General features: G+C 41.4%; 15 protein-coding genes. 12 read left to right on the top strand and 3 right to left on the bottom strand.

Annotated features, from left to right (window positions below):
- The first annotated feature begins 90 nt into the window (after positions 1-90).
- From SB775_RS20350 to SB775_RS20340, 3 genes are read left to right on the top strand one after another with little or no spacing between them, the layout of a single operon-like run.
- Positions 91-495 (top strand): DoxX family protein, encoded by a 405-nt coding sequence (locus tag SB775_RS20350; protein WP_089363791.1) that lies wholly within the window; start codon positions 91-93, stop codon positions 493-495.
- Positions 496-499: 4 nt separating this feature from the next.
- Positions 500-1,345, top strand: coding sequence for a VOC family protein (locus SB775_RS20345; protein WP_410863021.1), 846 nt, complete (start codon positions 500-502; stop codon positions 1,343-1,345).
- Positions 1,346-1,374: 29 nt separating this feature from the next.
- A complete protein-coding gene (locus SB775_RS20340; RefSeq protein WP_410863019.1) occupies positions 1,375-2,061 on the top strand; it encodes an FMN-dependent NADH-azoreductase in 687 nt (228 codons plus the stop codon).
- A 90-nt stretch (positions 2,062-2,151) separates the two neighbouring features.
- On the opposite strand, the gene SB775_RS20335 is transcribed toward SB775_RS20340, so the two are convergent.
- Positions 2,152-3,564 (bottom strand): sigma-54 interaction domain-containing protein, encoded by a 1,413-nt coding sequence (locus SB775_RS20335; RefSeq protein ID WP_410863018.1) that lies wholly within the window; start codon positions 3,562-3,564, stop codon positions 2,152-2,154.
- 382 nt (positions 3,565-3,946) lie between these two features.
- On the opposite strand from SB775_RS20335, the gene pruA reads away from it, so the two are divergent.
- The 7 genes from pruA to SB775_RS20300 all read left to right on the top strand — a co-directional run bounded on the left by pruA (position 3,947) and on the right by SB775_RS20300 (position 11,659).
- Positions 3,947-5,494, top strand: coding sequence for an L-glutamate gamma-semialdehyde dehydrogenase (gene pruA, locus SB775_RS20330; protein WP_061464524.1), 1,548 nt, complete (start codon positions 3,947-3,949; stop codon positions 5,492-5,494).
- 17 nt (positions 5,495-5,511) lie between these two features.
- Positions 5,512-6,705, top strand: coding sequence for an ornithine--oxo-acid transaminase (locus SB775_RS20325; RefSeq protein WP_089364893.1), 1,194 nt, complete (start codon positions 5,512-5,514; stop codon positions 6,703-6,705).
- A gap of 22 nt (positions 6,706-6,727) precedes the next feature.
- A complete protein-coding gene (locus tag SB775_RS20320) occupies positions 6,728-7,993 on the top strand; it encodes a Glu/Leu/Phe/Val family dehydrogenase (RefSeq protein ID WP_410863017.1) in 1,266 nt (421 codons plus the stop codon).
- A gap of 37 nt (positions 7,994-8,030) precedes the next feature.
- A complete protein-coding gene (locus tag SB775_RS20315; protein ID WP_089364895.1) occupies positions 8,031-8,285 on the top strand; it encodes a biotin/lipoyl attachment domain-containing protein in 255 nt (84 codons plus the stop codon).
- 486 nt (positions 8,286-8,771) lie between these two features.
- The gene (locus tag SB775_RS20310) at positions 8,772-9,449 is read left to right on the top strand and encodes a DUF975 family protein (RefSeq protein WP_089364896.1); all 678 of its coding nucleotides are present in this window, start codon (positions 8,772-8,774) and stop codon (positions 9,447-9,449) included.
- A gap of 126 nt (positions 9,450-9,575) precedes the next feature.
- Entirely contained in the window at positions 9,576-9,755 is a 180-nt protein-coding gene (locus SB775_RS20305; protein WP_061464519.1) for a hypothetical protein, read from the top strand.
- Between the two features lie 665 nt (positions 9,756-10,420).
- Positions 10,421-11,659: a cytochrome P450 gene (locus SB775_RS20300; RefSeq protein WP_410863067.1), complete on the top strand. Its 1,239-nt coding sequence runs from the start codon at positions 10,421-10,423 to the stop codon at positions 11,657-11,659.
- A gap of 22 nt (positions 11,660-11,681) precedes the next feature.
- On the opposite strand, the gene SB775_RS20295 is transcribed toward SB775_RS20300, so the two are convergent.
- Complete coding sequence (locus tag SB775_RS20295; protein ID WP_353958000.1) at positions 11,682-11,825, bottom strand: hypothetical protein; 144 nt, start codon at positions 11,823-11,825, stop codon at positions 11,682-11,684.
- A gap of 627 nt (positions 11,826-12,452) precedes the next feature.
- Between SB775_RS20295 and SB775_RS20290 the strand changes: the two genes are divergently transcribed.
- Both SB775_RS20290 and SB775_RS20285 read left to right on the top strand, forming a co-directional pair.
- Positions 12,453-13,106 carry a phosphatase PAP2 family protein gene (locus SB775_RS20290; RefSeq protein WP_410863015.1) on the top strand — a complete coding sequence of 218 codons (654 nt, stop codon included), beginning with the start codon at positions 12,453-12,455 and terminating at the stop codon, positions 13,104-13,106.
- A 79-nt stretch (positions 13,107-13,185) separates the two neighbouring features.
- On the top strand, positions 13,186-13,800 hold the full coding sequence (locus tag SB775_RS20285) for a DedA family protein (protein ID WP_061464515.1): 615 nt from the start codon (positions 13,186-13,188) through the stop codon (positions 13,798-13,800).
- Here SB775_RS20285 and SB775_RS20280 read toward each other — a convergent pair.
- The coding region (locus SB775_RS20280) for a hypothetical protein (RefSeq protein ID WP_410863013.1) at positions 13,772-13,953 on the bottom strand (182 nt) is incomplete at its 5' end. The genes SB775_RS20285 and SB775_RS20280 overlap by 29 nt on opposite strands.

The following is a 13,953-nucleotide window of genomic DNA, read 5'->3' as shown; positions in this document are numbered from 1 at the left end:
GAAATTCCGATAAGCTTACTTGACAATATGGACTTATTAAAATATAATTACTTACATAAAGTAACCAACAAAAAAGGAGAGAATTTATATATGAATAGAAATGAAGCAGGTCAAGTTTTTTTACGGGTGATCTTAGGTCTTACTTTTTTCATTCACGGCGTTTCAAAGTTTCAAGGGGGCATAGGGAACACGGCGGGATTTTTCGATAGCCTTGGTATTCCTGGGTTCATGGCATACATCGTTGCAAGTATCGAATTGATTGGAGGACTTGCGGTTATACTGGGTTTGGGAACACGTATCGTTTCCGTGCTGTTTGTGGTCATTATGGCGGGGGCGATTTTCACGGCTAAATTACCTGCTGGTTTTCTTGGAAACGGGCAAGCGGCGGGCTACGAACTGGACTTGGCATTACTGGCCATGTCTGTATATCTAGTGTGTGCAAACCGAACTGTTCTTTCTTTGGATAACATGATTTTCAATAAAAAAGGGAAGTGACGATATGGAGAATTTTCATCAAAAACCAGTAACTTTTGTTGGCGAAGTCAGTATTAATGTTTTGGATTTGAAAAATGCCATCACTTTTTATCAAGATATCATCGGTCTTCAAGTATTGAAGAAAACAGAAAGGCAAGCTGTTTTAACGACAGACGGAAAAACCCCGTTGCTTACACTTGAGCAGCCTGCTGATGTGATTCCGAAAGAAGGGCGGACGACGGGCTTATATCACTTTGCCCTTTTGCTGCCGACCCGTGCAGACTTATCGATTTTTTTACGCCATTTACTTCAAACGAAATATCCATTTGGAGCGGCGGATCATGAAGTGAGTGAAGCGCTGTACATTACCGATCCGGACGGCAATGGCATCGAAGTATACTCTGACCGGCCATCCACCGATTGGAGATGGGCTGATGGGGAGGTTGCGATGGGCACGGATCCGTTGGATGGAAATGACCTTCTGGAAGAAAGTAGTGGCGAGTGGAGTGCACTGCCTGCAGGTACATTAATGGGACATATACACCTGCATGTATCAGATTTACGTAAAACGGAGGAGTTTTACATGCAAGGTCTTGGGTTTACCGTCGTGAATAGATATGGAGGAGCGCTCTTCACTTCCACCGGGGGATATCATCACCACATCGGGTTGAACACATGGAATGGCGTTGGCGCCCCTGCTCCAAAGGAAAATAGTGTGGGGCTGAACTGGTATACCCTCGTTTTTGCAGATGAAGATGCGAGAAACAAAGTAAGGGAGCAACTGAAAGAAATCGGGGCTGTCGTCACGGAAAAAGAAGAGTTTTTCAGTGTAACAGATCCATCAGGCAATGAGATTCATTTAGTCGTCTGAATTTAAAGCAGAAAGCAAGGGTGAGGATAATGGGATTCTTAAGTAGATTATTTGGAAATAAAGAAACCGCGGCAGGGGAGAATGGACAAATGACAAAAGTATTATTCATTAAAGTGAATGATCGTCCAGCAGATCAGGCAATCAGCTCGAAAATGTATGACACATTTTTAGAAACATATAAAGAGACACACCGTACAGATGAAGTGACCGAGTTGGATTTATTTAAAGAAGAACTCCCTTACTATGGGAATACAGCCATTACTGGTTTGTATAAACGCAACCAGGGTCTTGAACTGACAGCCGAAGAGGAAAAAGCGGCAAAACTGGTTGACCAATATTTAAATCAATTCCTAGCCATGGATAAAGTGGTATTCGCTTTCCCTCTATGGAACGCAACGGTTCCTGCACCGCTGATCACATACCTTTCCTATTTGGCACAAGCAGGTAAAATGTTCAATTATACGGCGGAGGGACCAGTTGGGTATGCTGGCGATAAAAAGGTCATGCTATTGAATGCCCGCGGTTCGGATTATGCATTGGAAGGAATGGCTTCTGCTGAAATGGCCGTGAATTTAGTTAAAAACATCATTAGCCTGTGGGGAATCAACAATCCGGAGGCAGTGGTCATTGAAGGACATAATCAGTATCCGGATCGGACTCAAAAAATCATCGCGGATGGTTTGGAAAACGTTGCAAAAGCGGCTGAAACATTCTGATTGCGAAGTTTTTCTAATGAAAGGAATCGCATAGTTACAGGATAAACGAGCAAAGAAGGCCCCATATATCAATGGGGGCCTTCTTTGTGGTTATTTATCCTGATACTTTTTCAAACGATATTGAAGACTTTGGCGGCTGATATTCAGGGCTTTAGCTGCTTGGGAGATATTCATGCCATGTTCCTTTAATATCTTCTCCAAGTATTGCTTTTCAGTATTGGCGATATAATCATCAAGAGATAAGGTCGACTCCTGTAGATCTCCATTTGTTTTGACATCTTTTTTCTCGGGATGAATGTCTTCAAAATGGGCTTTCTTTCTAAAGAGAGTGGGAAGGTGATTGATGGCAATCTTTGTTTCGCCAGGTTCCAGTAAATTCATGGCCCCCTCAATGATATGTTCAAGTTCCCTTACGTTCCCGGGCCAGTCGTAATCATAAAATAGTGAGTAGACCTCTTCGCTAATCCCTTCAATATTCAATTCGAACAGCGCATTGAATTTCTCGATGAAGGATTGTGCCAGCAAAGGAATATCCTCTTTCCGTTCACGAAGGGGTGGGATGAATAACGATACGACGCTTAATCGATAATATAAATCCTTTCGTAAATGATCATTTGAAATGGCGTCTATCGGATCTTCATTTATCGTTGCAATGACCCGAACGTCAATTTTTTTATCCTTAGTATCCCCAACACGGCGAATCGTCCTTTCTTGAAGGGCCCGTAATAATTTCGCTTGCATGTTCGGATTTAATGAGTTGATTTCATCTAGCAGGATGGTACCGCCCTGTGCCTGTTCGAATAATCCAGGTCTTTCGATCGATCCGGTGAAGGCGCCTTTCTTTGTGCCGAAGAGTATTCCTTCAATTAGACTGTCTGGCAGGGCAGCACAGTTTTGGCTGATGAAAGGTTGTGTCGAACGGCTGCTGCCATTATGGATGCTTTGGGCGAAGAGCTCTTTTCCGGTGCCCGTTTCCCCAACGATGAGGATGGAGGATGCCGTCCTGGTCGAGCGCTTGCACTTTTCTATGACTTCCAGGAAATTTTCACTCGTTCCGATGATGCTGTCAAACGTATATTTGGTATCGCCCTTATTCAAGATATTATCTTTAATGATTCTTTCGAGATTCGTTATATCCTTTGCCACTTCAATTGCTCCAATGATATTTTGGTTCTGATCCAAAATCGGAAACGTATTATTGATTGTTGTAATTTCTTGTCCGAGATTATTGAAGTAGGTCTGCTTCGAGTTTTCGGTCTTCCTTCCAGAATGAAGTGCCCGTATTAATGTGCTCTCCGTTTCTTCCTTGAATATAAAGATCTCGTGAATCTTTTTCCCTAATACTTCTTCCGATTCCATTCCTTCAATTTCAGCCATTTTTTTGTTATAAACAATGGTTCGTCCTTTTATATCGATTATGTGTATCCCGATATCGATTACATCCACAAGCGAGTGGAGGATGGTTTGAAAACCTTCTATTTTAACGATTTGATCTAAATACATGGATGCCTCCCCTTTTCACATTTCTTAGAGCTATTGTAGTAGAAATATAGAAAAGGTGCAAATAAAATTTGCACAGCAAGATTATTTTGCATTGAAGTGCAAAAATATTTTGCGGAAAAAGGATAAAAATGCCCCTTTTTATGATTTTACACGTTGGCATGAATCTTGCATTAATAAAAAGTGTAAGGTTTAAGTGAAAAAAATAGGGGCTAGAGCAAAAAAAAATGGCATGCTATGCCAATATTGCCCCATAAGTGCTGAATTTCATTGCATATTTTATGAAAAAACAATGTTTTTTTCAAAAAAATGAAAAGTTGGCACGGAACTTGCTTGTTTAATAAGCGAGAGAAAAAAATATAAAACTTTAGGGAGATGAGCCATAATGGTCCAACCATATAAACACGAACCATTTACTAATTTTAAAATCGAAGAAAACAATAAAGCTTTTCAAGTGGCATTAAATGATGTAGCTAATGATTTAGGGAAGAAATACCCGCTAGTCATTAATGGTGAAAAAGTGTTTACTGATGAAGTCATTACCTCTGTAAACCCAGCAAATAAAGAAGAAGTTATTGGAACCGTATCCAAAGCAAATAAGGATCTTGCTGAGCAAGCCATGCAAGCGGCAGATAAGACTTTCCAAACTTGGAGAAAAACGAAAGCGGAAATGCGTGCAAATATTTTATTCAGGGCTGCAGCCATCGTCCGGAGAAGAAAACACTACTTCTCGGCTCTATTGGTTAAAGAAGCAGGAAAACCTTGGAATGAAGCGGATGCAGATACAGCGGAAGCGATCGATTTCATGGAATACTATGCACGTCAAATGCTGAAGCTTAAAGACGGAATGCCAGTGGAAAGCCGTCCGATTGAACACAATGCATTCAGTTATATTCCACTTGGTGTCGGTGTCATCATCTCACCTTGGAATTTCCCGTTTGCGATCATGGCAGGCATGACGACAGCGGCTCTTGTTTCAGGAAATACCGTCTTATTGAAACCGGCCAGTACAACACCGGTCATTGCAGCTAAATTCATCGAAGTGTTGGAAGAAGCGGGATTACCTGCAGGAGTTGTGAACTTCATTCCAGGAAGCGGTGCTGAAGTTGGCGATTATTTGGTAGATCATCCTCGTACACGTTTCATCAGCTTTACCGGATCTCGTGATGTGGGAATCCGTATTTATGAGCGTGCGTCAAAAGTAAATGAAGGCCAAATTTGGTTGAAACGTGTCATCGCTGAAATGGGCGGTAAAGATACGATCGTTGTTGATAAAGAAGCTGATTTGGAATTGGCAGCACAATCCATCGTCGCTTCTGCATTCGGATTCTCCGGTCAAAAATGTTCTGCTTGTTCACGGACAGTCATAGTGGAAGATGTATATGACCAAGTCTTGAATCGTGTCATTGAATTAACGAAAGAAAAAACGGTCGGCGAACCAACGGACGTAAACAACTTCATGGGTCCTGTTATCGATCAAGCCGCTTACGACAAAGTCATGAGCTACGTTGAAATCGGTAAAAAAGAAGGGAAACTTGTTGCAGGGGGAGAAGGGGACAATTCAAAAGGTTTCTTCATCCAGCCAACCATCATTGCCGATGTGGATGAGAATGCACGAGTCATGAAAGAAGAGATTTTCGGACCAGTGGTAGCGTTCTGTAAGGCAAAAGATTTCACTCATGCAATCGAGATTGCCAATAACACGGATTATGGATTAACAGGTGCAGTCATCTCGAACAATATTGAACATATCGAACAAGCACGTGAAGATTTCCACGTAGGAAACTTGTACTTCAATCGCGGCTGTACTGGTGCCATTGTCGGATACCAGCCATTTGGCGGATTCAATATGTCAGGTACAGATTCAAAAGCGGGCGGTCCTGATTATTTAGTTCTTCATCTTCAAGGAAAAACAACATCTGAAACGCTATAATTTTAGGGGGAATCAACATGACAACAGTAACGGAAAAATTAATCGAGCAAACAGAACAATATGGTGCAAACAATTATAATCCACTTCCAATCGTCATTTCGAAGGCAGAAGGAGTTTGGGTGGAAGATCCTGAAGGAAACAAATATATGGATATGCTAAGTGCCTATTCAGCAGTGAACCAAGGTCACAGGCATCCGAAAATCATCGACGAATTAAAAAAACAAGCCGATCGCGTGACATTGACGTCCCGTGCATTCCATAGTGATAAATTAGGCCCGTGGTACGAAATGGTTTCACGCATTACGCAAAAAGACATGGCGCTTCCTATGAATACGGGTGCTGAAGCCGTTGAAACAGCAATCAAAGCTGTTAGGCGCTGGGGTTATGATGTTAAAGGAATCGCAGAAAACCAAGCGGAAATCATTGCTTGTATCGGGAATTTCCATGGCCGTACAATGGCAGCCGTGTCCCTGTCGTCCGATGAAGAGTACAGAAGGGGCTTTGGACCGATGTTACCAGGGGTCAAGCTTATCCCTTATGGCGATCTTGATGCATTGAAAGAAGCGATTACACCGCAAACGGCTGGATTTTTAATCGAACCGATTCAAGGTGAAGCTGGAATCATCATACCGCCTCAAGGATTCTTAAAAGAAGCATACGAACTATGTAAAGAAAATAATGTCCTATTCATTTCTGATGAAATTCAATCAGGACTTGGACGTTCAGGAAAAATGTTCGCCTCTGACTGGGATGGAGTAGTTCCGGATATGTACATTTTAGGCAAGGCGCTTGGCGGCGGGGTTTTCCCGATCTCTTGCGTAGCTGCAAACCGCGAAATCCTTGGCGTATTCAATCCTGGTTCCCATGGTTCTACATTCGGCGGCAATCCATTGGCATGTGCGGTTTCCATCGCTTCTTTGGAAGTACTTGAAGATGAGAAGCTTGCGGAACGTTCATTGGAGCTTGGACAATATTTTATGGATAGCTTAAAAGAAATCAAGAATCCGATGATTAAAGAAATCCGTGGTAGAGGCTTATTCATCGGGGTTGAATTGACAGAGGCTGCAAGACCTTATTGTGAGCAGCTTAAAGAAGAAAAACTGCTATGTAAAGAAACACATGATACAGTCATCCGTTTTGCTCCGCCATTAGTGATTACTAAAGAAGACTTGGATTGGGCAATCGAACGCATTAAAAGAGTTTTATCCTAATATCCCTATGAGGTGAATTCCATTGAGTACAACTGTCAAAGAAGAAAAAGAAACTGCCAGCTTGCTTGATTCAACACAGGTCGTAATCAAGGAGGCGCTTGATAAGCTTGGCTATTCTGAAGAAGTGTTCGAGCTCTTGAAGGAACCTCTTCGGATGCTGACCGTCCGGATTCCGATTAAAATGGATGACAATACGACGAAGATATTCACTGGGTACCGTGCCCAGCACAACGATGCTGTCGGTCCGACAAAAGGCGGAATCCGTTTTCATCCAGAAGTCGATGAGGAAGAAGTCAAGGCACTTTCAATGTGGATGAGTTTGAAATGCGGAATCGTGAATCTGCCATATGGCGGAGGAAAAGGCGGCATCATCTGTGATCCGCGCCAAATGTCCATCGGTGAATTGGAAAGGCTTAGCCGTGGGTATGTTCGGGCGATCAGCCAAATAGTGGGGCCGACAAAAGATATTCCGGCCCCGGATGTTTATACAAATTCACAAATCATGGCATGGATGATGGATGAATACAGTAGAATAAGAGAACACGATTCTCCTGGTTTCATTACAGGTAAGCCACTGGTTCTGGGCGGTTCACACGGTAGGGAAAAGGCGACTGCTCAAGGAGTCACCATCTGTATCGAGGAAGCGGCAAAACGTAAGGGTATAGAATTGAAAGGTGCACGCATCATCGTCCAAGGGTTTGGGAATGCAGGAAGCTTTTTAGCCAAATTCATGCACGATGCAGGTGCGAAAGTAATTGGGATTTCGGACGCATATGGTGCCATTTATAACCAGGATGGTCTGGATATCGATTACTTACTTGATAAAAGGGATAGCTTTGGAACGGTAACGACACTATTCGATCATACAATCACCAATCAGGAACTTCTGGAACAAGATTGTGATATTTTAGTGCCTGCTGCCATTTCCAATCAAATCACCAAAGAAAATGCACATCTTATCAAAGCCCAAATTGTCGTGGAGGCAGCGAATGGACCTACCACATTGGAAGCAACCAAGATCTTGACGGAACGCAATGTCCTTCTCGTACCTGATGTATTGGCAAGTTCAGGCGGTGTGACAGTTTCTTACTTTGAATGGGTTCAAAATAATCAAGGTTATTATTGGGAAGATGAAGAGGTCCAAACTAAATTAAAAGCGTTATTGGTCAATTCATTTAATCAAGTATATGAAATGTCCGAGACAAGAAAAGTGAATATGAGGCTGGCAGCATATATGGTGGGTGTCAGAAAAATGGCAGAAGCCTCAATATTCCGTGGCTGGGTATAAGCTTTAGTCTAATAATGGAGAGTGGAGGAGTGATTCCGTGTTAAAACCGATTCATACCATCGAGTGTGCTCAGGATGGGACCATCGAACAAGTTTACGTTCAAAAGAATTCCTATGTTTATGAATGGGAGAGGCTCTTTTTAGTGAAAACGAAAGATGGGAAATTGATTGATGTTTCAATTGGTGCAAGTGGTCATATTACTGAAATTAATGTCTCGGCAGGGGATCCTATAAATAGAAAGCTTCCTTTAGCTTTGCTCCAAGACGATTTCGTTATAACTGGCTCTGATTGATCATAGGAAAAAGGGCGTTCCAAGGCGATTGAGCTTTGGGATGCTCTTTTTTTGTTGTGGTCAATAAATGGCGAGGACAAAGCCAGGAAGGAAAAAAGAACTATATAAAGAAAAAACTTTTACCCAAGATAAATAAAAGCGCTTTCGCTGACCATACACCTTAACATGGTATGGTTTCGCGAAGGTATTTTTCATTTGGAAAGGGCATATTGCCATATTCCCTTTCATAAACTGTTATACAAACAAGCCAAGTCGATTTAATTGCCTGATGGGAGGTGATCCTGATTGCTCGAAACTGGTTAAGCCGTTTTTCTTTATCCGTGAGTGCTTTCTAGGAATTTAAGCCCATGGCTAGAAATATTATGTTAAAATACTAAGTGAGATTTAGACATCAATTAAAAAGCGGTTTTTCTGAATTCATCCATATTTACAATGAAATGGTGAATGTTCAGAATTCTTCCGTTTAAAAAAGGGGAGTTACAGAGTATGAGAATCTCAGAATTAAAAAGGAAAGCCCTTCATTCGTTGGGAGGTAAATGGGGAGTAGCAGTTTCGCTTATGTTGCTCTTGTTCTTGATCAATTTCATTTTACCTATAATTGTCGATGTGATCGGAAGCGGTGGGTTTTCACAATGGTTCATGCAGGAAGAAACACCGTTATGGTCTGATATCTTCAGCATGGTCTTTTCCATTGCCTTAATCCCGCTCACCATTTCAACCACTTGGTTCTACTTGAATTTGGTTAGGGAAGGAAACCCTGATATTCCAGAAGTATTCGCTATCTATAAAGATGGAAAAACTTCTTTCAAGCTTATTGGGGCATCCATCTTACAAGCTATTTTCATTTTTTTATGGTCATTATTATTAATCATTCCCGGTATCATCAAAAGCATCGCCTATTCGCAGGTGTTTTTCTTATTGAAGGATCATCCAGAATACACCGTGCTTGAAGCCATTACAGAAAGCAAAAAAAGAATGAAGGGCTTGAAATGGAAGTATTTCCTTATGCACCTAAGCTTCATAGGTTGGGGCATCCTTTGCATGTTCACGATAGGAATTGGTTTACTATGGCTGTTTCCTTATGTCGGAACTACATTGGCTGCATTCTATAATGAATTGATTGTGCCTCAAGAAGATACTGAAGATCAACAAATAGAGGTATAAAAGATTAACCGATAGCAAATTGGCTATCGGTTTTTTTTATTCTCGTTTCTCCTTAAAAAGGTTAAAATGTTAATTTTGCCTGGTGTATAATAAATACTGAGAATGCCATTTTAGGGGGATCACATAGTGAGTAGTTTTAATATTGCTGATCTGATATACCAATTGTTTTGCCTTGTATTTCTAATCCTGATCATTGTTGGCGCCGTATCCCTTTTCCGTTCCAGCAAGCACCGTAAAACCAGACTAGATATCATGGAAAAGAAAATGGATGATTTACATGAACTGATTAAAAGAGGCAAAAATTGACGGCTGCATCGTACTGCCGTTCCAACTGCAAGCAAGCTTGATGAGAATCGAGTTTGCCTGCAGTTTTTTTCTTTCAAAAAATTCCAGTTGATTTTAGATAGTCGCTCCCTTGCCGCAAGCGCCTCCGGGGTCTCGGCTAGCAGTTTCGGCAGGAGTGTCGTAAATTTCTTCAATCTAGTAATGGTTTTATTCCATATATGCGGGAAAACATGTCCTAGGGAGACCCCACAGGCGCAAAGACCGCCCGCGGAAAGTGAGTGCCCTGCGTTCCAATCAACGTTCAGGTTTTACAAACTCCGGCAATTATAAAAAATCTATACTGAAATAACTTAGTCAAAAGCACTGTCCCCGAATTTGATAAAGAGGATTGGATTTTAAGCATCAATTAAGAGACATAAAAAAATAGAAAAAGAAAGGGAATTGTCAAAAATAAGCAGTTTTACATAGATTGTTGGGAATGTGGGGCAAATTTCATGTGAGGGTGCTGGTATGGAAGATGCATGGTCTGCTGTAGTGTTTTACCCTATAATGGAATAGATTCATGTTTAAGGTAAATGGTAAAAGTCTATCAGGAATGCTCGACCCTATTCAAATCGACTGAGATTTAAGAATACTGAACATTCGATCCTTTTGTTAGGTATCTTTGAGAAGTGGGAGGAGTCGGTATCATGAAAGAAGTTATTGCAATAAAAGAATTTACTAGGTTTAAAACACGGACGGAGGAATTTAGTCCGTATGCTTGGTGTAAACGGATGTTAGAAAATGACCCTGTGAGTTATCACGAAGGAACGGATACGTGGAATGTTTTTAAATATGAAGATGTGAAGCGGGTTCTCAGTGATTATAAACATTTTTCAAGTATTCGCAAACGGACTACCATATCGGTTGGAACGGATAGTGGTGAAGGGGCAGTCCCTGAAAAGATCAAAATAACTGAAAGTGATCCACCTGAGCATAGAAAACGCCGTTCACTGCTGGCCGCAGCATTCACACCTAGAAGTCTTCAAAACTGGGAACCACGCATTCAGGAAATTGCAGATGAATTGATTGGACAAATGGATGAGGAAACGGAAATCGATATTGTGCAATCATTGGCGAGTCCGCTTCCGATCATTGTGATGTCAGATTTAATGGGGGTTCCCTCGAAAGATCGTTTATTGTTTAAGAAATGGGTGGATATCTTATTCCTTCCTTTTGATAAAGAAAAACAGGAAGAAGTAAATGAATTGAAGCAAGTGGCAGCAAAAGAATACTATCAATATTTGTATCCAATTGTTGTGCAAAAACGATTAAACCCGGCAGATGATATCATCTCAGATCTATTGAAGTCAGAAGTGGATGGGGAAATGTTTACGGATGATGAGGTTGTCCGGACGACCATGCTGATTTTAGGAGCAGGGGTCGAGACAACAAGTCATTTACTGGCCAATAGCTTTTATTCCCTGCTATATGATGACGTTGAAGTTTATCAGGAATTACATGAAAACCTGGATTTGGTTCCGCAGGCGGTCGAAGAAATGCTCCGTTTCCGATTCAATCTCATTAAATTAGATCGCACCGTACAGGAAGATAACGATCTATTGGGAGTGGAATTGAAAAAAGGGGAAAACGTGGTTGTTTGGATGAGTGCAGCTAATTTGGACGAAGAGATGTTTGAAGACGCCTTCACCCTTAATATCCACCGCCCTAATAATAAGAAACATTTAACATTCGGGAATGGTCCCCATTTCTGCCTAGGAGCTCCGCTAGCGAGGCTGGAAGCAAAGATTGCGCTTACAACATTCCTGAAGAAATTCAAGCATATTGAAGCGGTGCCAACATTCCAGGTAGAAGAAAATCTTACTGATTCAGCGACAGGGCAAACTTTGACATCACTACCGCTTAAGGCACGCCGTACACATTAAAAAACGAAAAGAACCTTGTGCACTAACCTGCATAAGGTTTTTTGCTTGTTGAAGTGAATCCCGAATACATCACGATAAACGAACCAATAGCTTTTAAAACCCGCCTCACTTCCTTTAGAGTTTCTTCTCTGTCAATCCAGTGCCAAGCCCTTAAAACGGTTGCGATGTCGAAAAATCACGTTTTAGGGTAGTGGTTTCTGCATACCGGGTTAAAGTATTCTATAATCCGTTGTCCATCGATATTCTTGGCTACTTCAATCAATTCTTTTTTGATGGTTCAACACTAATCACCGTTGCTCCTTCATTATATAAAGTACTGCCCAGAACCCCAAGAACATAGGTCTGCCACCTGAACCTCAGCAAAGTTCATTCCCCTCACTTTTAACTTTCCATCAATTCATCCGGTAAATCATTTCTCCATTCAGCATAATTTTTCGGTACTTGCCAAAATTAACATTCATGCTTCTTTTTCCTTTGGTTTAAGAATGAAAATACAAAATATGTATATTTTGATTGTGCCATAGATCGATCATTAGAATGATTAAACAAAATGGTAAGTGAAACGAAACCGAAGATGTAACGGTACATGTGAATGTATGAATCTAAAGTAACCTGAAGTTGAGGTGATAATGACCAATAGGGTAGTATGAAAAAGTAGATGGAAGTGTGCTCCGGCATCCTCTGGGTGAGGTTTGCGGGCGATGAAGCCTTTACATTCTGCCTATAATGAAGAAGGTTAGGATAAAATGGATAATTCCATTTAAAACGGTTTCAAAAGTGAAAGGATGTTATTATGAGATTAAAGCAACAATTAACCATTGCCTTTATAGTAAGTGTACTTTCTTTAATAGGGTTCAGTTTCATTGCATTTACCATAAGTGCAAATGAATACCTGAAATTTGATGAAGTCGTGATTGCCTTAGTGCAGGGATTGGAGTCGCCCTTACTAACGAGCATCATGAAGTTCTTTACCTACATAGGTTCAACCAGTGCCTTGATCATCCTTTCTTTGTTCATATTGTTTTTCTTATATAAGGTTTTAAAGCATCGTTTGGAACTAATTTTATTCAGTGCTGTCATAATTGGTTCACCTCTTCTCAATTTTATGGTTAAGCTTTTCTTTAGACGCGCCCGGCCCGATTTACATCGACTCATCGAAATAGGGGGGTACAGTTTCCCTAGTGGACATGCCATGAATGCATTCTCTTTATACAGTATTCTCACATTTTTGCTATGGCGTCATATTACGGCTAAGTGGGCAAGGGTTCTATTGATTCTGTTCAGCATGTCGATGATCCTCTCAATAGGTATAAGCCGAATATACTTGGGGGTCCATTATCCTAGTGATATCATTGCCGGATATTTGGCGGGTGGTTTTTGGATTTCGATTTCCATTTGGTTTTTTCAAAGGTATCAAGACCGGCGGAAGAACAAAGATATGCAATAAAGGGACAAGATTATTGCAAGGTTAGCAGCCGGAGGGTAACAGGGTCAGATATTGACTCAATACAGTTAGGAGCGATTAAATGGAAAATTGGATTACGGAATTCATGAATGATTTTGGGTATATAGGAATCTTTCTTTTAATAGCATTGGAAAATATTTTCCCGCCGATCCCGTCAGAGGTCATTCTGACTTTTGGCGGTTTCATGACGACGACGGCGAATATGACAATTATCGGTGTCGTGATTGCTTCGACACTGGGGTCAGTGGCAGGAGCGGTCGTCCTTTATGGGGTTGGTTTACTTCTTGATGTGAAAATTATTGAAAAGTTCGTGGATAGATGGGGGCATATTTTTCGGTTAACGGTATCCGACGTCCATAAGGCGAATTCATGGTTTGATAAGTACGGGGCCTGGACCGTGTTTTTCTGTAGACTCGTTCCGCTGATCAGAAGCTTGATCTCGATTCCTGCAGGCATGTCCCATATGAGCTTTTGGCTCTTTCTGCTATACACTACATCCGGTACGTTAATTTGGAACGTCATCTTGGTGAATATCGGGGCGGCCGTTGGATCTTCGTGGGAAGATATTGTAGGGTATATGGACATTTATTCCAACGTCGTTTATGCAATATTGGCCTTGCTATTGATTCTTTTCGTTGTTTTGATTTTTAGAAGGAATAAAGGCAAAGGGAAATAATTGATTGGGGCCAAACGAAAACGGCACTTTCATTACATAACCGAACATTACCGCCAAAGGCTGTCATTGCGACAGCCTTTTTCGTGCGCCCGGCATGGGTGCAATCTATAGGGTGGAAGTCCCGAATCATGAAGGCAGTAGTAGTGGTTAGCT

Source organism: Peribacillus sp. SIMBA_075 (assembly GCF_046534585.1).
This window is presented reverse-complemented; position numbering and strand designations above follow the sequence as displayed.